The sequence below is a fragment of the Clostridium sp. B9 genome, assembly GCF_050509515.1.
GTDB lineage: Bacteria > Bacillota > Clostridia > Clostridiales > Clostridiaceae > Sarcina.
The window spans coordinates 2119881-2144008 of sequence record NZ_JBNWKA010000003.1 but is presented as its reverse complement, the minus strand read 5'-3'; the positions used below and the strand labels follow the sequence as shown (position 1 = coordinate 2144008).

The 24128-nt window shown below is 31.5% G+C and carries 12 protein-coding genes; 11 read left to right on the top strand and 1 reads right to left on the bottom strand.

All coding sequences use genetic code 11. From position 1 onward, the window contains the following. Positions 1-9: 9 nt before the first annotated feature. From mgtE to ACQZHJ_RS09600, 3 genes are all read left to right on the top strand, one after another. Positions 10-1350, top strand: coding sequence for a magnesium transporter (mgtE, locus tag ACQZHJ_RS09610; protein WP_430485335.1), 1341 nt, complete (start codon positions 10-12; stop codon positions 1348-1350). 22 nt (positions 1351-1372) lie between these two features. Next, positions 1373-1522, top strand: a complete 150-nt coding sequence (locus ACQZHJ_RS09605) for a hypothetical protein (RefSeq protein ID WP_430485334.1) — start codon at positions 1373-1375, stop codon at positions 1520-1522. Positions 1523-1607: 85 nt separating this feature from the next. Further along, positions 1608-1832, top strand: coding sequence for an SHOCT domain-containing protein (locus ACQZHJ_RS09600; protein ID WP_430485333.1), 225 nt, complete (start codon positions 1608-1610; stop codon positions 1830-1832). Between the two features lie 41 nt (positions 1833-1873). Here the strand turns inward: ACQZHJ_RS09600 and ACQZHJ_RS09595 are convergent, their stop codons facing one another. After that, positions 1874-3316: an MFS transporter gene (locus ACQZHJ_RS09595; RefSeq protein ID WP_430485332.1), complete on the bottom strand. Its 1443-nt coding sequence runs from the start codon at positions 3314-3316 to the stop codon at positions 1874-1876. Positions 3317-3609: 293 nt separating this feature from the next. On the opposite strand from ACQZHJ_RS09595, the gene ACQZHJ_RS09590 reads away from it, so the two are divergent. The 8 genes from ACQZHJ_RS09590 (at position 3610) to ACQZHJ_RS09555 (ending at position 23820) form a co-directional block, all read left to right on the top strand. Continuing rightward, positions 3610-4215, top strand: coding sequence for a hypothetical protein (locus ACQZHJ_RS09590; protein WP_430485331.1), 606 nt, complete (start codon positions 3610-3612; stop codon positions 4213-4215). A gap of 69 nt (positions 4216-4284) precedes the next feature. Next, the gene (locus ACQZHJ_RS09585) at positions 4285-4968 is read left to right on the top strand and encodes a superoxide dismutase (protein ID WP_430485330.1); all 684 of its coding nucleotides are present in this window, start codon (positions 4285-4287) and stop codon (positions 4966-4968) included. Between the two features lie 124 nt (positions 4969-5092). Further along, the gene (locus ACQZHJ_RS09580) at positions 5093-9706 is read left to right on the top strand and encodes an endo-alpha-N-acetylgalactosaminidase family protein (protein WP_430485329.1); all 4614 of its coding nucleotides are present in this window, start codon (positions 5093-5095) and stop codon (positions 9704-9706) included. Positions 9707-9854: 148 nt separating this feature from the next. Next, positions 9855-13523: an endo-alpha-N-acetylgalactosaminidase family protein gene (locus ACQZHJ_RS09575; protein ID WP_430485328.1), complete on the top strand. Its 3669-nt coding sequence runs from the start codon at positions 9855-9857 to the stop codon at positions 13521-13523. 108 nt (positions 13524-13631) lie between these two features. Continuing rightward, the gene (locus ACQZHJ_RS09570; RefSeq protein WP_430485327.1) at positions 13632-16649 is read left to right on the top strand and encodes a beta-N-acetylglucosaminidase domain-containing protein; all 3018 of its coding nucleotides are present in this window, start codon (positions 13632-13634) and stop codon (positions 16647-16649) included. A gap of 145 nt (positions 16650-16794) precedes the next feature. Next, positions 16795-21741, top strand: coding sequence for an endo-alpha-N-acetylgalactosaminidase family protein (locus ACQZHJ_RS09565; RefSeq protein ID WP_430485326.1), 4947 nt, complete (start codon positions 16795-16797; stop codon positions 21739-21741). A 351-nt stretch (positions 21742-22092) separates the two neighbouring features. Beyond that, complete coding sequence (locus ACQZHJ_RS09560; RefSeq protein WP_430485325.1) at positions 22093-22785, top strand: iron-sulfur cluster assembly scaffold protein; 693 nt, start codon at positions 22093-22095, stop codon at positions 22783-22785. Positions 22786-22818: 33 nt separating this feature from the next. Beyond that, complete coding sequence (locus ACQZHJ_RS09555; RefSeq protein ID WP_430485324.1) at positions 22819-23820, top strand: GGGtGRT protein; 1002 nt, start codon at positions 22819-22821, stop codon at positions 23818-23820. Positions 23821-24128 lie beyond the last annotated feature (308 nt).

Below are 24128 nucleotides of genomic sequence, written 5' to 3'. Positions count from 1 at the left end.
GGAAGAAATATGAACAGAAAGTTAACAAAAGGGAAACTAAAAGAAATTCTATTTAAGTATCCTAAGGAAGAGATGTTAGATATATTAGAAGATATACATCCTGCTGATATAGTGGACTTATTTGAAGAAGATGAAGAAAATATAAATATTATAAAAGATCTTCCAGATGATATAATTGCAGATGTTATAGATTTTGCAAAAGATGATGATAAAGTTAATATTTTAAAGAGTTTACCAGAGGATAAAAAGAAAAGAGTATTAAATAAAATATCATCTGATGAACTTACAGATTTAATGGCAAACTTAAATAGAGAAGAAACTAGCAAACTTCTTTCAAGTATGCCAGTTGAGGACGCGAAAGATGTTAGAAAGTTATTAACATATGCACCTGATACTGCCGGTGGAGTAATGGCAACTGAGTATATATCAATAAAAGATACTATGAGTGTAAAAGAAACTTTAGAGTATTTACAAGTAGTTGCACCAGAAGCAGAATCAGCTTATTACATATATGTGGTTGATGATTTAGGTATATTAAAGGGAGTAGTTTCTTTAAGAGAACTTGTTATAAGTAAATTTAATGAGAAAATTTCTGTAATAGCAAATAAAAATGTTATAAGCGTTCCTTTTGATATGGACCAAGAAGAAGTTGCAAATATCTTTGATAAATATGGGCTTTTAACAATACCAGTTGTGGATTATAAAGATATGCTCCTAGGTATAATAACAATAGATGATGTTATAGAAATCATAAAAGAAGAGACAACAGAAGATATCCATCGTCTAGGTGGTGTTGACGGAGAGGAAAAAGTTGATAGCACAGTTAAAGAATCTGTAAAAAGTAGATTGCCATGGCTTTTTGTAAACTTGGTAACAGCTTTCTTGGCATCAGCAACCGTAGGTCTTTTTGAAAATACAATAAGCAAAGTTGTTATATTAGCTACCTTTATGCCAATAGTTGCAGGAATGGGTGGAAATGGTGGAACTCAGACATTAACAATAATTGTTAGAGGTATTGCTTTAGGTGAATTAACTTTTAAAAATGCTAAAAGAATATTCTTTAAAGAGATTGGTGTTGGTATATTAACAGGAGCGGCTACAGGAATTGTTACTGCCATAGTTGCAGTAATTTGGTCTGGAAAGCCAGCAATAGGATTAGTTATAGGATTAGCAATGATATTAAATATGACAGCAGCTACTTTTGCAGGATACTTAGTACCAGTTATACTAAAGAAATTAAAAGTAGACCCTGCATTAGCATCAGCAGTATTTGTTACAACAGTAACTGATGTATGTGGATTCTTTTTCTTCTTAGGATTAGGAACATTATTCTTACCATATTTAACTTAAAATATAAAAGAGGGTGGATTCAGTGAAAAAGAGTTTTAGATTTAAAAATATATTAATGGTAATAGTATTAGCCTTTATAATATTTTTAGGAGGAAACCTATTTTTAAATAATTCTTTATTAAATGTTTCAAATAATTCTCAAGGTATAATGAGCATACAAGAAACTAAATAATTTAAAAAAGGTATATATAATATACCTTTTTTATATTCATAATTTATTCATAAACCTGTTTTATTATAAGTAAGAGGTGATAAGTATGTGTGATTATTTTTTTAATCAAGGCATGATGGGTGGAGGTATTTTTGGAACACTTATGATGTTAGGAATATTATTAGTAGTATTATTTATTGGATACTTTTTATTTAAATTTTTAAAAGATTTTAATAATCCTAATAGGGATGCTTTAAAAAACTTAAGTAATAGATTTGCTAATGGAGAAATAAGCAAAGAAGAATATGAGGAAATTAAAAAATTTTTATAAAAATAAAACTGACATGAATATATATTCATGTCAGTTTTATTTTATTTGTCTTTAGACATAATATGTTCTATTAATGATATTACAAATCCTATAAAACATAGGCTTGCTATTAGTATGTATACAAACTTCATGCCTGAAATAAATATCTCTGGTTTTCCGGGGATAGCTCCTAAAACGCGATATCCAGCTATTGTACTCATTTTATAATATAAAATTGATGTGGATGCAGAAACTCCAAAAGCTAATCCTAAATTTCTTATTAGGGCATTAGTTCCGCCAGCTATCCCTAGCTTATCTTTTGGAACTGATGACATTATTAAGTTTGTATTAGGTGATTGGAATAATCCATTTGCAAATCCTAATAATGATAGCATAAGGAATATTACAATTTCTTTTGAATTAGAATTTAAAGTTGCCAATAAAACTAATGAAACTCCAGTTAAAAATAATCCTATTAATGTAAGGAGTTTACTACCTATTTTATCAGATAAAGAACCACTAAGAGGTGCTACTACAAACAATACAATAGGGTAAGCTGTCATTATTATTGAAATCTTACCTGGACTATAGTTTAAAATATCATTTAGATAGAATGGTTGAATAACATTTATAGTGTTTATTGCTGTAAATGATATAAATGCACAAATTAAACTTACTGAAAATATAGGCTTTTTAAATAAATGTAAGTGAAGCATTGGATTTTTAGTTTTATCTTCAAACATTAAAAATAAAGCAATAATTAAAAATCCTATTATTAATCCTAAAACTACATAAAGACTAGCAAAACCTAGATGCTGTCCAAGTAATATTGAGGTAAATATAAGTATTGTCGCAATAAAGAACATTATTGCACCAGGTTTATCCATACCTTCAGAATTGTTAGATATTCTTATTGGTAAGTACTTTTTAGCAAATATGTAAGAAATTATACCTATAGGTATATTTATTAGGAAAATATAATGCCAAGTAAAGTATGTTACTATGAATCCGCCTAAGGCTGGTCCTAAAATTGACCCTAAGGCAACGAATGAACCAGAAATCCCCAAGGCTTTACCTCTTTCTTGAGGCGGGAATACATCTGTTATTATTCCTTGGTTAGTAGCCATTAACATTGAAGCTCCAATCGCTTGAATAACTCTTGATATAACTAGAATCTCTAGTGTTGGAGAAATACCACAAAGCAATGAACCTACAACAAATATTATAATTCCTTTTATAAATATAGAACTTTTAGAATGCATATCACCGAGTCTACCGAATATTAATATTGTAGCAGAAATAACTATTAGATATGAACTAACAATCCACTCAGTTCCGGCCATGGTAGAGCCAAGATTCTTTTGTATAATTGGAAGCGCTACATTTACTATACTACTATCTAAACAAGCCATGAATGGTTGCATGACTAATACTGCTAGTATAAACCATCTGCTTTTATAAATCTCCTCATTTGAATTTTGAAGATCTTTTTTAGCATCAATCATCCAATCATCTCCTTTATTAAATTATGAACTATACAATTATAAGACTATGAATTTTAATTGTCAAAAAGCAAAATATCTGTATTATTAATATGAAAACGTTTGGAGATGTTTACAATTTATTAAAAAAAGCAGATTATTAGATTTTAGTCAAAATATATAGGAATTATTGATAATTTTAGTATAAAGAAATAATTTGTTTGAGTTTATTTAAGTGGGTTAAAGGTGTTATATATGAACAAAAAGTGTTAGAATGAGTTAGAATAAAGGAGTTTTACATAAGGAGGCGTATAAATATGAAAGAAAAAAACTTTTCTTTTAAAAAAAATATAATAGAAACTAAATTGCTAATAAGTGCAGTTGTTTTAGCCTTGTTTATGTCAGAGATACTCGAAGTGAAATTTTTTAGATATATAGTAGTGACTATATCTACCTTTATGATTATATTAGATTATGATGAAAATTTTGAAAAATATATTAATGATAAATATTTGATATATAAAAAGTATAAAAGAACTTTATTTTTTATTATTGAGAGCTTTATTATAGGATACATTCTCAATTGTGCTTTTTGGATAGTTACAAAGAATATTATATTTAAGTTGGATGAAAATATATTAAAAAATACTCTAATAGCTAATATAATTGTGGTTATATCTATAAATTTAATTTTTATAATCTGTATAGATAGAATAGAATTTGATAAATTAAAATATATTATAATGCTATTAGTAATATCATTTATAAATAATAATTTCATAAATAGATTGATTGATAAAGTTTTTATAATTAGGTATGGAGATTTTATAAATATAATTACGACTATAATAATAGCAATAAGTTTATTTATATTAGGGTATTATATTTTAAAAAAAATATTGCTAAAAAGTTTAAAATTTTAAATTTAATCAATATAAAAATGGATTTAAGGAAAAGATAATTGTAAATCTGAATTTTATGGAGGTAATAAAATGTTAAATGAATTTTTAAATCACAAATTAATTCCTTTAAAGAGTCCCGCTTATTGTGGCTCAAGTTCTAGTAAAGGAGAAGGATTTCCTTTAAAGCCTTTAGATTATGCTTATGATGCTTTAGAACCATCAATAGATGAAGAAACAGTTAAAATTCATCATGATAAACATCAACAAGCTTATGTAGATAAATTAAATAAAGCAATAGAGAAGCATCCAGAGTTATATGGTAAAAGTCTACATGATATATTAAGCAATTTAGATGATATGCCAGAAGATATCATGACTGATTTAGTAAATCAGGGTGGTGGAGTTTATAACCATGAATTTTATTGGAGTGTATTAGGAAAAGGGTGTAATAGACCGGTTGCTGATTTAGCAGATGCTATAGATAGAGACTTTGGTTCTTTTGAAAAATTTAAAGAAGCATTTAAACAGTGTGGAGTTTCTACTTTTGGATCAGGATGGGCTTGGCTTGTAAGTGATAAAGATGGAAAATTAAAAATCATGTCTACTAAAGACCAATCATCTCCAATTTCATTAGGATTAATTCCTATATTAACAATGGATGTGTGGGAACATGCTTACTACTTAAAATATCAAAATAAACGTCCAGAATATATAGATAATTTCTTTGATGTTATAAATTGGAAAAAGTGTGGAGAATATTATATAAATAGATAATTATATTTTAGAAGCTTAATTTAAAATTAAGCTTCTTTTTTTATTGTTTCTTTTGGTAATATTTGTAAAAAATATGAGTATACATATTATATGTTTGTAAATTAAAATTTCAAGGGGGAGAACAATGACAAAGCATAAATTTATGAAAAAAAATGCAGCTAAATATACTGCAGCTATTTTGACTTCGATTTATGGGTTAACTTTAGTAAGTCCGCAAATCGTTAAGGCTGATATAGAAAAAGAAAGTATTAAGGTTGAATCACATTCAGAAGTAAATGAGATTGCAGATGTAACTGAACAGCTTACTAGAGAATTAGAAGTTAACGCAAGGGATGTAGCTAACCCAGAAGTTATACCTGCATTTGAAGGAGAATTAAGAACTATAGAAAATACAGATATAATAAGTTCAGAAGAATTATCAGTAACAATTGATAGAGACTTTCCTAATATAACAGAGTACCGAATGGGTGATAAGGTTATTAAGGGAGCAAATAATTCAAGAGATGAGTTTTTAATTAATGGAAAAATATTTACACCTACAGTAACTTCAGAGAAAAATCCAGATACTTCTCAAGGGGAGTCATACATTTATAGAGTAAACTTTGAAGATATAAATGTTGATATGGTTCTTTCTCTTACTGTAGTTGAAAATACTGTTAAAATTCAATTTGAAGAAATAAATGAGAATGGTGATTTTAAAGTAGGAACAATACAAATTCCTAATCATAATCTTGTAACTATAAATGATGGGGAGCAAGATCCAGATATTACAGCTGCAAGAGTTCATGGAATATTAAGTTCAGATGACTATTTCTATGATTTAAATGAAAAGGAAGTTGATAAAGCACCTGTTCATCAAACTATGGCATTTTTAGATAATGGTGATTTAGTAGCTTCCATAGAAAATAACGTTTTGGATTATGAAAAGCAGGTTTATTATCAGACATCTTTAAATGGTGATGTTAAAGAAGCTGGAATTTGGAATGGTTCTTGGATTTATAGAGAAAATTTAAGTGCTGGAGAAGGAATGGCTTTCACAATGACAGCTGAAGGATTAGAGTTTGAAGGAGTTCAAATTATAAGTGACTCAGAAAATTCAATATATCCAGATTTAAATAAGGATATGGAAGCTGTTTACTGTGGCCTTGGAACAGGTGCTGACTTTGAAGGTAAGGATTTAACTGGAAAAATAGCTCTTGTAGATAGAGGAGAAACTACTTTTGTTTCTAAAGCTGAAAATGCAAAAAAAGCTGGTGCTGAATTTGTAATTGTTATGAATAATGTTGAAGGTGCTTTACCTGGACAAGGAACTCATGATGCTTGCAATATGATAGGCGTAAGTAAAGCCGTTGGGGACCAAATAAAAGCTAAATTAGGTGAAGATAATTCAATCGTTGTTAATTCTAAAGAGAAGGTTGGAGCATTCAGTGGAGTAACTGAACTTCCTTGGTCAAGAGTAGTTATTTCAGGTGATCAAAATAATGATGAATTGGTAGATTGGCAAGATGGTGCAGTAGCATATAGGGAGCATATGGTAAAACCTCATGGAGATGATGTTGTCAAAGATCATATTTCTCACGTAGCTATGAACTTTGCATCTCATGCACAATATCCATTTGATAGATTAACAGATCAAGTAGCTAAGTATTCTAATTACTTAGATGGATTTGGTCAAATGATGCTTGTTAAGGGATATCAATCAGAGGGTCATGATAGTGCTCATCCTGATTATGGTAATAATTTTAATGAAAGAGCTGGTGGAGTTGAAGAATTCAATGAAATGGCTAAAACAGTTGGAGAAAAATATAATACATTAGTTGGTGTTCATATTAATACAACAGAAATTTACCCAGAAGCTAAATATTTCTTAGATGATATATTAGAACAGCCTTACAGAAAGGGATGGGGTTGGCTTGATCAATCTTATTATGTAGATAAGAGAGCAGATGTATTAAATGATACTGAAATTGGATTAAAGGCAAGACTAGGTGAAATGAAGGAAGCTACAAGTGAACTTGATTGGGTTTATGTGGATGTATATAGAACAAATCCGTGGAATGAGTATATGCTTCAAAACTTCTTAATGGACAGTGATTGGTATGTTGCTACTGAGTGGAGTGGTCCAATGAGAAGAAATGCGATATGGACTCACTGGGCCGATTTAACTTATGATAATGGCAATGTATCTAATGGAGTTAACTGGGGAGAACAGTATAGAGGAACAAGAAGTCAGGTTGTTAGATTTGTAGAAAATGAAATGAAGGATGTATTCCCTAATGATATTTTATTAAAAGGTAATAAGAATAAAGGATTCATGGGATGGGAAGGCGATGCTCCAAGAGAGAAGAATATAGAATACTCAGTGGAGACTTTCTATAATTGGACATTACCTACAAAATATATGCAACACTTCCCAATAGTAAAATGGACTGATAATCAAGTTGTATTTGAAAATAACTTAGTAAGTTCAGTTGAAAACTTAAATAAAGATGAGTATGGTAAAGTTTATGGTGGAGACACTAAGCTTGAGAAAGATGGTAATCTAATCTACTCTGGAACAACTTACAGAAATGGAAGTGCAGATGGACGTAGAGCGGAAGATGCAGGAGATAAATTGTTATCTAAGGATAATAGAGTATTTATTCCATATAGTGATACTGATATAGAAAATCCGGATAAGATTTATGCATGGAATGATTTTGAAGAAGAAAGAACATGGCACTTACCAAAAGCTTGGAAAGACGCAGGCGCTTCATCTGTATATCTTTATGAAACTTCAGGAGAAGGAAGAAGATTTGTTCAAGAAATACCTGTAGTTGATGGACAAGTGGTATTAAACTTAACTCCAAGCACTCCGTATGTTATTTATTATGAAAAGGTTGAGGAGACCATAGGAACCACTACTTGGGGTGAAACAAGTAATGTAGGAGATATGGGATTTGATAGTTATGACTTTAAAGAGGGTGCAGATGATACTTACGGATGGTGGAGTAAGATATATGAAGGTGATTCAAGTCATATAACTTTTGAAAGAGAGAATGGAACTTCAGAAGCTAACGGAAGCTTTACTAACAATGTAGGTCAAACTTATTTAAGAGTTGATGGAGAAAATGCTGGCGGAGTTACTCAGAATATAACACTACAAGGGGGAAAAGATTATACAGCATCAGTTTGGGCAGAAATAACTCCTGGCACAGAAAGAAATGCTGAATTAGAGGTTAAGTTTGGAGATGAAGTATTTACTAATCATATAACTTCAACAAACTTTAAAAATTACACTGTAAATAGTGATAAGCATAACACTTACTTCCAAAAAATAAATGTTGACTTTACTCTTCCAGAGGGTGTTAATGAAGTGACTCTATCATTAAAAGCTGGTGAAGGTGATACAGACTCTTATGTTAGATTTGATAATGTTAGGGTTGTAGAGCATAAAAGAAGTGATGCGGAAATAGTAAATCAAAATGAAAATTATTATTATGAAAACTTTGAAAGTGTGGATGAAGGATGGGGTCCTTTTGTTTATGGATATGATGGACCATGCAGAACTCATCTTTCTGAAAGAAATGCAAATGGGTATACTAATGACACAATAAATGGAGAGTGGTCATTTAAGACCCAAGAAGGAGTAAGTGGATTAGTTGCTAGAACTGTTCCAGGTATATTAAAGCTTAATCCAAATACCAAGTATTCAATTAAGCTTGATTATAAGTTCCCAGATAATGATTTCTATAAGCCAGATAAATATGCAAATTATGATATAGCAATTACTTCAGATAAAGCAAAGGGATCAGATGAAGAGACTGTTATGAGAGCAAGATTAGGTAGATATGAAGTTGATGAAGCAACAGGCAATGGATCAGGAACTTTTGAATATACTTTCCAAACAGGAAACTATGATGATTATTATATTGCTATAGAAAAGCTTGGAAATGGTATTTTAGTTTTAGATGATTTAACAATCAATGAGTATGATGGAGAAATTGATAATCCATTCCCAGAGCCACCAAAGCCTCCAGTAGATCCTTTAGCTATTCCACAAGAAGATATGTCAATAATCGCTAATGCAGAGCAACCAGATGGTGGTGGAGAAGGTCCGGCTAAATATGCTTTAGATGGAAATGAATCTACAATATGGCACACTCCTTGGGATGGATCAGGAGAAAAACCATATACTCTAACTTTAGATTTAGATAAGGATGGTAACGAAAGTCATGTTATTGACACAGTAACTTATCTTCCAAGACAAAGTGGAGGAAATGGTAGAATAACTCAATATGAACTTCAAGTAAGTAATGATGGTGAGAATTTCACAACTGTTAGCACAGGAAATTGGGCAAATGATGAGATGTTAAAGACAGTTAAGTTTAGTCCGATAGAAGCAACTCATATTAAGCTTATAGCATTAGAAGGTGTTGGTGGATATGCATCAGCTGCTGAAATAAATGTTAAGAAGAAAGCTGAAGTAGTTGTAAATCCAGTTCAGGAATTTAAAGAGACTGAAGTTAATAAAAGAGATGTAAGTGTATCATGGAAAGCTCCGAAATCAGATTATGGTTTAGAAGGATACATTCTTTATAAAGATGGTAAAAAAGTTGGCGAAGTAGGAAAAGACGTGACTTCCTATACATTTAAAGGGTTAAATAGACACACTATTTATAACTTTAAGATTGCTGCTAAATATAATGATGGAAAGATTTCGACTAAGGAATCAATAACTTTAAGAACTAAGAGATAGGATTAAATAAATTGAAAAATAGGGCATGAAGATCTTCTTCACGCCTTATTTTTATGTGTAAATTTATAAAGTTTTACAAAGTTAACATAATAAAAAGAAACTATGCATATATTTATTATTGATATGTAATTTAGGGGGAGAGTTTACTATGACACGTTATAATTTTATGAAAAAAAATGCTCTAAAATATGCAGCGGCAATAGCTACATCGATGTATGCAATATCTTTAGTTTCACCAAATCTAGTAACTGCAAATGAGAAAAATATTGATAATATTTCTCAAATTGAAAGTGCTGATGAATTAAAAGATGTAACAGATTTATTAGGAGAAGAGTTAGAAAGTAGTGCTAAAACTTATTCAGATGAAATTAATGAGCAAATTAAAAATGCAGAAGAAAGATTTATAGAAAATACGCTGACTATAAATAATGGAGAGTTAGAGATTGTTTTAGATACTGAATTTCCAAATGTAGTTGAGTACAGAATGGGAGATAAGATTATAAAGGGAACTGATAAGTCAAAAGATTTATTCTTAATAAATGGAGAGCTTTATAAGCCAACAATAAAAGAAAAATCTAAAAAAGAAGAAAAAGGATTATTTGTAGGTTATTTATATACTTTAGCATTTGAAGAAATTGATGTAGAAATGAAAATTTCACTTTCAATCATGGATAATGCAGTTACATTAAATTTTGAAAGTATAGAGGAGAATGGAGATTTCTTAGTTTATGATATAGAAATACCAAGTCATAATCTTGTAACCATAAATGAAAATGAAGAGAGTCCAGATATAGCAGCAGCTAAAGTTTTCTATGTTTTAAGTTCAGATGACTATTTTTATAGTTTAGCTGATAAAGAATTAGATGAAAAACCTGTTAATCAAACAATGGTTATGATGGAGAATGGTCAGTTAGCAGCAAGTATTGAAAATAATACTTTAGATTATGAAAGACAAATGTATTATCAAACAACAATGGATGGTGACACTAAGAAGGCTGGAATGTGGAATGCTACTTGGACATACAGAGAGGTTGAAAGCGAGATAGTTGAACTTCCATGGTCTAAGATAGTGATAAGTGATGATGCTAATGGTAGTGGGGATGTTGATTGGCAAGATGCTGCTATAGCCCATAGAGAACACATGAAAAAGCCTCATGGATATGATGTTGTTAAGGATAATGTATCTCATGTAGCTATGAACTTTGCTTCGCAAGCACAATATCCATTTGATAGATTAACAGACCAAGTAGCTAAGTATTCTAATTACTTAGATGGATTTGGACAAATGTTATTGATTAAGGGATATCAATCAGAGGGACATGATAGTGGTCACCCAGACTATGGTAATAACTTTAATGAAAGAGCTGGTGGAGTTGAAGAGTTCAATGAAATGGCTAAAAAGGTTGGAGAAGATTATAATACTTTAGTTGGTGTTCATATAAATACAACTGAAATATATCCAGAAGCTAAGCATTTTAACTTTGAAATGTTAGAAAAACCATATAGAGAAGGATGGAACTGGCTAGATCAATCTTGGTATGTAGATAAGAGAAAAGATATATTAGATAATGGTCCGAGTGGGCTAAAAGCCAGATTAGATGAACTTAAGGATGCATCTAGTGAGTTAGACTGGGTTTATGTTGATGTTTATAGAGAAAAAAAACAGTGGCATGAGTATAAATTGCAAGAATTCTTAATGGATAATGACTGGTATGTTGCTACTGAGTGGAGTGGTCCTATGAGAAGAAATGCTATATGGACTCACTGGGCAGATTTAACTTACAATGAAGGTAAAATTGAGAATGGTGTTGATTTAGGAGAGCAATATAGAGGAACAAGAAGCCAAATTGTTAGATTTGTAGAAAATGAAATGAAGGATGTATTCCCAAATGATATTCTTTTAAAAGGAAATAAAAACAAAGGATTTATGGGATGGTCTGGAGATTGCCCAATAGAAAATAATATTGATTATTCAGTTGAAACTTTCTATAATTGGACTTTACCTACAAAATATATGCAGCATTTCCCTATAATTGAGTGGAATAAAAATGAAAGTGTCAAATTTGAAGGAGATTTAGAAGTAAAGGTTGTTGAGGATACTTTAGATGTCAATGAGTATGGAAAAGTGCTTGGTGGAGACACTGAGATGTACAAAGATGGAAACTTAATTTATTCTGGAACAACTTATAGAAATGATGACAGAATAGAAGATAAGAATGATAAGTTATTGTCTAAAAATGATAGAGTATTTATACCATATAGTGAAACTGATATAGAAAATCCTGAGAAGATATATGCGTGGAATGACTTTGAGGAAGAAAGAACATGGCATCTACCTAAATCTTGGAAAGAAAGCGGAGTAGAAAAGGTTTATCTTTATGAAACAAATGATCAGGGAAGAACTTTTATTGAAGAAATAAATGTTGTAAATGGACAAGTTACGCTTAACTTAAACGGAGAAACTCCTTATGTAATATATAGTGAGAAAGTTGAAGACACTATAGGAGATACTGAGTGGGGTAGTACAAGTAATGTTGGTGACCATGGATTTGATAGTAAGGACTTTATAGAAAATGAAGAAGATACTTCAGGATATTGGAGAGTAGCATCAACAAGTGGAAAGACTGATCATATAGGATTCTATCAAGAAGAGGTTCGTTCAGCTGGACAAACTTATGCTATGGTAGATGGTAAACATGATGCTAAACTTTCTCAAGAAATAACCTTAGAAGGTGGAAAGGATTATTCAGCTTCTGTTTGGGCTGAAATTACTCCAGGTAAAGAAAGAGAAGTTGCTTTAGAAATTGAATTAGCTAATGGAGATAAGTTTGAGAAATCTATAGATGCTACTAATAGTGTTAACTATACTAAAAATAGTGATAAAATGTACACTAATTTTAATAAGATAAAAGTAGATTTTACTTTACCTACTGAACTAAGTTCTGCAACTGTTAACTTAAAAGTAGCTAAAGGCGATGGTGACGCTAAGGTTTATTTTGATAATGTTAGAGTATTAGAGCATGAAAGAAGTGAAGAAGAAATAACAGGACAAAATGAACATTATTATTATGAAGATTTTGAAAGTGTAGATGAACACTGGGGACCGTTTGTTCAGCCTCTTAATGGACCTACTAGAACTCATCTTTCAGAATTACATGAAGGATATACTAATGATACTATAAATGGAAATTGGAGCTTAAAATCTCAAGAGCATATTAGAGGATTAGTTCTTAGAACAACTCCAGGTATATTAGAGTTCAAACCGAATAAAGAGTATACAGTTAAGTTTGATTATAAGTTTCCTGTGAATTCATTTGATTCACCAGATGCTTATGGAAAATACGATTTAGTATTAAAAACAGACAAAGGTGGAAATGAAGAGGGATTTAGAGTAACCCTTCCAGAATACGAAGGAGAATATGGAACTTTCGAGTATACTTTTGAAACAGGAAAGTATAATGATCATTATTTGGCATTTGATAAATTAAGTGATGCCATATTAGTTATAGATAACTTTACTATTGATGAACATGAAACTACTGATATAGTAGTAAATCCTGTTAATAATTTTGGAATTACCAATATAGATAAGACAAGCATTGATGTAACTTGGAATGAACCAAATACTACATCAGGGTTAGTTGGATATGTTCTATATAAGGATGGTAAAAAAGTTTCTGAAGTTCCAGCTCATATTGAGTCATATACTTTTAAAGGATTAAAGAGACATACAATATATAACTTGAAAGTAGCTGCTAAATATGAAAATGGAGAGATTTCAAGTAAGGAATCTATAACAATAAGAACTAAGAGATAATTTGATAAATCAGAAGGTTTTTTTATCCTTCTGATTTTTTTATACATTTACATTAATTGTAAACGATATTATAATTATATTGTAATTATTTGCCAATAGGAGGGGACTATGAAGAGAAAAATGTTAAAAAGACTTTTAACTTCAGCATTTGCTTGTATGTTCATAGCGAATGGAGTGGTAACTACTACAGTAAGAGCTGTAGGACCTAAAGAAGGGGAGGAAAAACAAGTTTTATTACCTAATCTTAATCCAACACCAGAAAACTTAGAAGTTTTAGGAGATGGATTTCAACTAACTACTTCAGTTAATTTGATTGGAGAAGATGCTGCAGATAAGGATGCTATCAATTCCTTAAAAGAATTTTTAAGTGTAAATAGCATAGAAATAAATTCAGAAAATAATCCTAATTCAACTACTCTTATAATAGGTGAGGCTGATGATAGTATTCCGGAAATGGATGGTGCATTAAATGGTGCATCTTCACAAGAATTAAAAGAGGAAGGTTATAAGTTAGTATCTGATGATGGAGTAATTGCAATTGAAGGAAAAGATGGTGATGGAACATTTTATGGAGTACAGACTTTAAAACAGTTAATACAAGAATCTGATGGAAATAAGGTTATACCAGAAGTTAATATTAGTGACTATCCAACAGTTAGTGCTAGAGGAATAGTAGAAGGTTTTTATGGAACGCCTTGGACTCAAGCAGATAGATTGGATCAACTAGAGTTTTATGGAGAAAATAAATTAAATACTTATATATATGCACCTAAAGATGATCCATATCATAGAGAAAAATGGAGAGATCCATATCCAGAGAGCGAAATGGCAAGAATGAAAGAACTTATAGATACTGCTAAAGAGAATAAGGTTGATTTTGTTTTTGGAATTTCTCCAGGTGGAGACATAAGATATGATGGTGAGGCAGGAGAAGCGGATTTCCAACACTTATTAAATAAAGCTCAATCTTTATATGATATGGGAGTAAGAAGTTTTGCTATTTATTGGGATGATATTGTAGATAAGAGTGCATCAAAACAAGCTAATGTATTAAATAGATTTAATGATGAGTTTGTTAAGGTTAAAGGAGATGTTAAACCATTAATAACAGTACCTACAGAGTATGATACTGGAGCAATGGTGAGTGGTGGACAACCTAAGGAGTACACTAGGATATTTGCAGAAACAGTTCATGATGATATAGAAGTGATGTGGACTGGACCAGGTGTTGTTACTAATGAGATTCCTTTAAGTGATGCAGAACTTATAAGTGGAATTTATAAGAGGGAAATGGCAGTTTGGTGGAATTATCCTGTAACGGATTATTTCAAAGGTAAATTAGCATTAGGACCAATGCATGGTTTAGATACAGGACTTGATCAATATGTTGATTTCTTTACAGTAAACCCAATGGAGCATGCAGAGATGTCAAAGATATCTATTCATACAGCAGCAGATTATAGCTGGAATATGGATAACTATGATTATGATACTGCTTGGAATAGATCTATTGAAATGCTTTATGGAGAATTAGCAGAAGATATGAAAATTTTTGCTGATCATTCAACAAGAATGGATAATAGAAGTTGGGCAAGATCAGGAAGAGAAGATGCTCCAAAATTAAGGGCTAAGATGGACTTGTTATGGGATAAGTTAGCGGCTAAGGAAGATGTAACTAATATAATCAATGAGTTATATGCTGATTTTGATAGGATGGAAGAAGCAGCTAAAAATTTAAAAGCAAATCTTCCAGAGATAGTTCTAGAAGAATGTTCTAGCCAGTTAGATGAATTAATAACTTTAGCTCAAGGAGATAAGGCTGCATTAGATGCTTTAGTAGCTCAAATAAATGGAGATTTAAATGGTTTTGAAGAAGCAAAGGGTATAGCACAAGGGAAACTAAATTCAGCTTTAAATTCATTTGCTGTTATATCAGAAACGGTTGCACAATCATTTATACAAGAGGCTTTAAGTTATGATGCTACTTTAGTTGATCCAAGTACAGTATTAGTAACTGCATCATCTGAAGAAACAGTTGGAGAAAATGCACCAGCTTCTAATGCATCAGATGGAGATACAAATACTTTTTGGCATAGTAAGTGGTCAGAGCCAGCTAACTTAGGTCCACATCATTTAACTTTAGAATTAGATGATGTATATGAAATTAATAAAGTTAGATATGTTCCAAGGCAGGATAGTATAAATGGAAGAATAACAGGATATAAGATTTCGGTTAGTACAGATGGAAAAAGCTTTACTGAGGTTAAAGAAGGAACATTAGAAAACACGGCAGCTATTAAATTTATAGAATTTGATAGTGTTGAAGCTAAATATGTTAAATTAGAGGTAACTGATAGTGTAGCAGATCAAGCAAATAGTAGGGGGAAATTTGCTACAGCGGCAGAGGTTAATGTTTATGAAACTATGAAAGAAGAAATAGGGGTTTCAGGAACAGCTTCAATAGAGAATAATCAAGAAGTTAAGGTTAATGAAAATCTAGAAGTTTCTGTAGGAATTGGAGAATTAACTAATGGAGAAGCATATGCATATGATTTTGTATTAAACTATGATGAAAATGCATTTGATTATGTAGAAACTACATCAATAGATGGAGTATTTGTAAGTGCTAAGAAAATTGCGGATGGACAAGTGAGAGTATTAGCAAGTTCATTAACAGGAGAGACGTTGCCAGTTAAAGAAGCTTTAGCGAAAGTAGTATTAACTGCGACTAAAGCAGTAGAAGGATCAAGTCTTGTTGTAAGCAACACCTCAATTGGAGATGGAGAAGGAAAGGTTCACGAAATAGATGGAAGTGAAAGTACTGTAAATATAGTAGAAGGTACTGCACCAGAAATAGTAGTGAATCCAGTAAGAGACTTTAAAGCTTCAGAAGTAAACAAGAAGAATGTAACAGTAACATGGACAGCTCCAGAAACGACAGAAGGATTAGATGGATATATTCTTTATAAGGATGGAAAGAAGGTTGGAGAGATAGATGCTTCAGAATCTTCTTATATGTTTAAAGGATTAAATAGACATACAATTTACAACTTCAAGATTGCGGCTAAATATTCAAATGGAGAGATTTCAAGTAAGGAATCTATAACACTAAGAACTGCAAGATAATAAAATATTTAATGAGATGTAAGCAATTTTGCTTACATCTTATTTTTATTTTAAAAAAATTTATATAAGTAAAAAAAGTCTATGTCATGTCTGCTGTAAAAATGTTACAATTTAAGAAAATTTAAATAAAGATTTGGGGGATAATATGACAAGAAATAAATTTATGAAGAAACATGGCTTAAAACTTATGGCCGCAATAATGACTTCTTTTTATGGATTAACTTTAGTTTCACCTAATATTGTAAAAGCTAATCCTATCGAAGAAGAAAAAGCTACTAAAAATATAGTTGGAACTGTAGAACTTGATGATTTAGAGAGTATTCACAAGAACATTAATCTAAAATCTCAAGAAGAAGTTTATACTAAGGATTTTGAAGAATCTATAGATTTAGATGGGTATAGACTTTTTATGGGTGAAAGTAAAAAAATGTCTGTTGAAGACGGCGTTTTAAAGTTAGCTAATAACCTATGGAAAGAGCTTAGGGTTGTAGATGATAATTCACCACAAGTTCAAAATGGGGAATATACATTTGACTTTACAATGCAGTCAGGTGGTCAATTTGGAGCTATTATAAGATATGAAAACGATGACAGTTACGGAATGGTTTGCTATGATGGTGGAAATTGGGTGTTACAAAGTGCTGATAGTTATATAAGCGTTAATGGTCCAAGTCTTGAGGTAAATAGAAAATATAGAATAAAAATAAAATATATCGGAAATAAATTAGAGGTTTATTTAGATGGAGATTTAGCTATAGAAGCTGATTTAAGTAAAGTAAATGGATTCCCAATGGGCGCTGGTAAAATTGGATTTAGATTATGGTCACAAGAAAAAGAAATTCATTTTGATAATATAGAGTATAAAAAAGGAGAAGATACTGTACAAGAGCAGGACAGAGTTATTGAAGAAGGAGTACAAGATACACTAGCTTCAGAAGAATTAACAGTTACAGTTGATACACTATTCCCTAATGTCGTTAGATATAATAAAGGAGATAAGAGTATAGGTGGTACTGATACTTCTAAAGATAAAGTTAAAATTAATGGAGAAGTTTATTCACCTACTATAACTTATAATAAAGCAGCAGATAACAAAGCAGTGTATTCTTTTGCTTTTGAAGGAGTAGATTTAACATTTGATATTTCATTAGAAGTTGTAAATAACTATTTAGAAATGAAATTATTAAATGTTGTAGAAGGAGCAGAGTTTGCTTTAAATACATTAGAATTTATAGAGCATGATTTAGTAACAGTAAATGCTGATGAGGCTGTTGGAAAACTTACAGCAGCTAAGATTAGTAGTATAAATAAGTCAGAAGATATATATATGGATGTAAGTACAGCGGATCCATCTTCACCTAATAAGGCTAGTATAGCAATACTAAATAATAATGAATTAGCAGCTTCTATAGAAAACAACATTATAAATTATGAAGGCGAAGTACAATATCAGGTAAGAGAAAATGAAGGTAAAAAAGAAATTGGGCTTTGGAACGGATCTATAATATATAGAGAAGTATCAAAAGAGCAAGATGCTCCAGTATTAAATGGAGAATTTGCTGCAAAAGTAGTAATTGCTGATGATTTAAATACTGATGGAGAGATAACTTGGCACGATGCTGGTATAGCATATAGAGATGTCATGACAAAACCTCAATATCATGATATGGTAAAAGACAAAGTAAGTCATATAAATATGAACTTTGCATCACAGGCCCAATATCCATTTGAGAGAGTAGTTGACCATGTTGCCCAATATTCAAATTTTATTGATGGATTTGGACAAATGTTATTATTTAAAGGATATCAATCAGAGGGGCATGATAGTGGACATCCGGATTATGGAAATAACTTCAACAAAAAAGCTGGCGGATTAGATGGATTTAATGCTATGGAAGAAGTTCTAGAAAATAAATATGGAACTAAAGTTGGGGTTCATATAAATGCAACTGAAGCTTATCCAGAGGCTAAATATTTCTCAGAAGAGTTAATAGGTAATAAGTGGCAACCGGGTTGGTCATGGTTAGATCAGGCTTATATTATAGACAAAAGAGCTGATATATTAAATACAAGTGAAGCAGGTCTTCTAGGAAGGCTTACAGAAATGAAGCAAAACGCTCCGGGCATTGATTGGGTGTATGTTGATACTTATTGGTCAAACCCATGGAATGAGTATAAGGTACAAGAATTCTTATTAGAAAATGATTTTGCAGTTACTACTGAGTATAGTGGACCATTTAGAGATAATAGTATATGGACACATTGGGCAGACCAAGCTAAAGGATCAGATGAATATTCAAGAGGAACTAGAAGTTCTATAGTAAGGTTTATAGAAAATGAAATGAAGGATGTATTCCCTCATGATATACATTTAAAAGGAACTAAGCATACAGGATTCACAGGATGGCAAAATGAAAAGAGTTTAGAAAATGTTGTAAAACAATTCTATACTTGGGAATTGGCTACTAAATATATGCAAAACTTTGCTATATTAGATTCAAGTGAGGAAGAAGTTGTATTTGAAAATGGTTTAGTAAGTAAAGCTAGTAATGTAAAGAAGGATAATTTAGGGGTAGCTTATGAAGGAAACCATGAACTCTATAAAGATGGAAATTTAATTTATTCAGGGTTCACATATAAGAGTGGAACATTATTCTCAAGAGATAATAGAGTATTTATTCCTTGGGGAGAGGATGTAAATAATCCAGATAAGGTTTACGCTTGGAATGACTTTGAAGAGAGTAAAGAGTGGGGATTACCAAATACTTGGACTGAAGCAAGTGAAGTTTATCTTTATAAAACAGATTCAACAGGAAGAAGTTTAGTTGAAACTGTACCAGTAGTTGATGGAAAAATAACTTTAGACTTAGATACAAGTACACCTTATGTTGTTTATAAAGAAAAAGTAGCAGAAACTACAGAATCAACAGAATGGTCAGAGACAAGTATAGTAAAAGATAATGGATTTAACAGTTTTGCATTTAAAGAAAGTGCAGATGACACTTATGGATGGTGGGAAAAATCATCTACAGCAGAAACTACAGATCATATAGTATTTGATATAGATGATGATGTAGCACATGGGCAAAATTATTTAAGAGTTAATGGAATAGAAGAAGGACAAGTTTCTCAAAACTTAACATTAGAAGGTGGAAAGTATTATTCAGCATCAGTTTGGGTAGAGGTTTCTGATAAGTCAGAAAAGAAAGCGGAAATAGAAGTTGTACTTCCAAATGGGGAAAAAGTATCAAATTATGTTAATGCTACTAACTTCACTAACTTTGTTATAAATACAGATAAGAGAGGAACTAGATTCCAAAGGGTTAAGGTTGAGTTCTTCATGCCAGAAGGAGAGAGTAATGTAACATTAAATTTAAAAGCTGGAATCGGTGAAGATGAAAATAGTTATGTAAGATTTGATAATGTTAGAGTTGTAGAAGAAGAAAAAACACAGTCTGAATTAGAGAATCAAGAAAAGTACTATTATTATGAAGACTTTGAAACTGTTGACGAAGGATGTGAACCATTCACTAGTGCAGTAAATGGAGAATCACATACTCATCTTTCAGAGACTCATGAAGGATTTACTGATGATACAATAGATGGAAGATATTCATTAAAGAGTAGACAGTCAAATAGTGGTTTAGTCTATAAGTCATCACCAGGTTTATTAAAATTAGAACCAGGTGCTAAGTATAAAGCAAGGTTTGATTATAAATTAATGGGTGATGGAATTTATGATTTCGTAGTTAGAACAGATGCAGGGGGAAGAGCAGAGGAGAAAATGGATATTACGTTACCTGCTTATGAAGGTGATCATGGAACATTTGAAATAGCATTCAAAACAGGTGACTTTGAGGATTACTTCATAGGATTTGAAAGAAGAGCAGGAACTTTAGTAATTGATAACTTAATAATAGAAGAATATGATGGAGAAGTTCCAGATTATATACCAGAAGGCTTAGATCCAACAATGGTAAATCCAGCATCTATTAAAGTAAGTGCATCATCAGAAGAAATTTCAGGAGAAAATGGAGCAGCTAAGAATGCATCAGATGATGATTTAAATACTATTTGGCATACTCAATGGTCAAATGGTGGAGCTGCAGGTCCTCATCATATAATTTTAGAGTTAGAAGAGGCTACTAAACTTGATAAGTTTAGATATGTTCCAAGACAAAGTGGTACAAATGGTAATATTACTGAATACAAATTATCAGTAAGCTTAGATGGAGAGAACTTCACTGAGATTAAGAATGGAACATTTGCGAATGATTCTATGGATAAGATTGTAGAATTTGAAGAGGCAGTAGAGGCGAAGTATGTTAAGCTTGATGTTATAAACAGTGTTGGTGGATTTGCATCAGCTGCTGAATTGAATGTTTATAAAGCAGATCAAGAAATAGGAGTTTCAGGAACAGCTTTAATAGAAAATAGTGAAGAAGTTAATGTTAATGAAAACTTAGAAGTTTCTGTAGGCATCAGAGAATTAATTAATGGAGAGGCATATGCATATGATCTTGTATTAAATTATGATGAGAATGCTTTTGATTATGTAGAAACTAAATCAATAGATGGAGTATTTATAAGTGCTAAGAAAATTGGGGATGGACAAGTAAGAGTATTAGCAAGTTCATTAACAGGAGAGCAGTTACCAGTTAAAGAAACTTTAGCTAAGGTTGTACTAACAGCTACCAATAAAGTAGAAGGAGCAAGCTTAACTGTAAGTAATAGTTCAATTGGAGATGGAGAAGGAAAGGTTTATGAAATAGAAGGAAGTGAGAGCAAGGTAAATGTAGTTGAAGGTCTTGCGCCAGAAATAGTAGTGAATCCAGTAAGAGACTTCAAAGCTTCAGAAATAAATAGAAAGAATGTAACAGTAACATGGACAGAGCCAGAAACAACAGAAGGATTAGTAAGTTATGTCCTTTATAAAGATGGAAAGAAGGTGGGAGAAGTTGATGCTTCAGAAACTTCGTATATATTTAAAGGACTAAATAGACATACAATTTATAACTTTAAGATTGCAGCTAAATATTCAAATGGAGATGTTTCAACTAAGGAATCTATAACACTAAGAACTGCAAGATAATAAATTTAAAAATAAAAGGTAGAAATATCTGTATATTTCTACCTTTTATTTTATAGATAATTATAGGAAAATTTAAAATCTTAATTTAAAGGTGCATGAAATTGGCTAAAAATACCTTAAAATGGAATAATAAATGATAATTGTTTTCAATTATTATAATAAAATAAAAAATATTACGTTTTTTTAGAAAAATTTTTAGAAATATATTGTTACATCGCCATTGTTTTGTTAAAATATACGTGAGGGTAATTAAATATCCCATAGGGACATAAAAAGTCCCAAGTTGTTAAGAGGAATAGATATAGCAAATACATTTTGTTATAAGTTATTTTTTAGGGAGGAGAAATGAATATGATGTATTCAAGCGAAGTTCAAGAAATGTGCGTAATTGCTAAAGGTCCAAATCACGGTCCAGCACCAATCCCTGTAGAAGGTAGATGGGTTCAATCAAGAGAAATAAAAGATGTTTCAGGTTTAACTCATGGAATAGGTTGGTGTGCACCACAACAAGGAGCATGTAAATTAACTTTAAACGTTAAAGAAGGTATCATCGAGGAAGCTTTAATAGAAACTATAGGATGTTCAGGTATGACACACTCAGCTGCTATGGCTTCAGAGATATTACCAGGAAAAACTATATTAGAGGCTTTAAACACAGATTTAGTTTGTGATGCTATAAATACTGCAATGAGAGAATTATTCCTTCAAATAGTTTATGGTAGAAGCCAAACTGCGTTCTCAGAAGGCGGATTACCAATAGGAGCAGGTCTTGAGGACTTAGGAAAAGGATTAAGATCACAAGTAGGTACTATGTACGGAACTTTAGCTAAAGGTCCAAGATACCTTGAAATGGCTGAAGGTTATGTAACTAAAGTAGCTTTAGATGCAGATGATCAAATAATAGGATACAGATTCGTTCACTTAGGTAGAATGATGGAAATGGTAGCTAAAGGAATGAGCGCTAACGAAGCTATGGAAAAAGCTACTGGTCAATACGGAAGATTTGACGAAGCTGTTAGAACTATGGATCCAAGACACGAATAATCTATATATTCATTATTGAAGGAGGATAATAAAATGGCATTATTTGAAAGTTATGAAAGAAGAATTAACCAAATACAACCTGTATTAGAAAAGTACGGAATGGAAAGAATAGAAGATGCTAAAGTTGTTTGCGATAACTTAGGAATAGATCCTTACACAATCGTAAAAGAAACTCAACCAATAGCATTCGAAAATGCTGGATGGGCTTACACTTTAGGTGCTGCTATAGCTATCAAGAAAGGATGTAAAACTGCTGCTGAAGCTGCTGAAGCTATCGGAGAAGGATTACAAGCTTTCTGTATCCCTGGTTCAGTTGCTGACGACAGAAAAGTTGGTTTAGGACACGGAAACTTAGGAGCTATGCTTTTAAGAGATGAAACTAAATGTTTCGCATTCTTAGCAGGACACGAATCATTCGCTGCTGCTGAAGGTGCTATCAAAATAGCTGAAAAAGCTAACAAAGTTAGAAAAGAGCCTTTAAGAGTTATATTAAACGGTCTTGGAAAAGATGCTGCATTCATAATCTCAAGAATAAACGGATTTACATATGTTGAAACTAAATTTGACTATGTAACTGGTAAATTAAATATAGTTAGAGAAATACCATACTCAAACGGTCCAAGAGCTAAAGTTAAATGCTACGGTTCAGATGACGTTAGAGAAGGTGTTGCTATAATGCATCATGAGGGAGTTGACGTATCAATCACTGGTAACTCAACTAACCCAACAAGATTCCAACATCCAGTTGCTGGAACATACAAAAAAGAATGTGTTGAGCAAGGTAAGAAATACTTCTCAGTAGCATCAGGTGGTGGTACAGGAAGAACTCTTCACCCAGATAACATGGCTGCTGGTCCAGCTTCATACGGTATGACTGATACTATGGGAAGAATGCACTCAGATGCACAATTCGCAGGTTCATCATCAGTTCCAGCTCACGTTGAAATGATGGGATTAATCGGAATGGGTAACAACCCAATGGTTGGAGCTACTGTTGCAGTTGCTGTTGCTGTTGAAGAAGGAATGAACAAATAATTTAAGATTAAAGATTTTTTGAGATTTAATTATTAGTTTATAGTTATTCAATATGAATTTTATAAAGCCCTAGATTAACTTTTGTTAATCTAGGGCTTTTTTACAATTTAAAGCTAATTAAGAATGTCTTAAAAACTAATTTTTTTTATATAAGTTAGGTGAAATTATTTTCATTAAATAAATTAAACGAATATATTACCGAAGAAACAAGCAGTTATTAATAATGTTTATCGAGAGACATGCAATGTTTAAAAAGATTACGAATTATAAAGTAGAAATAATAATTTTTATCTTGTACTTATTGGCTA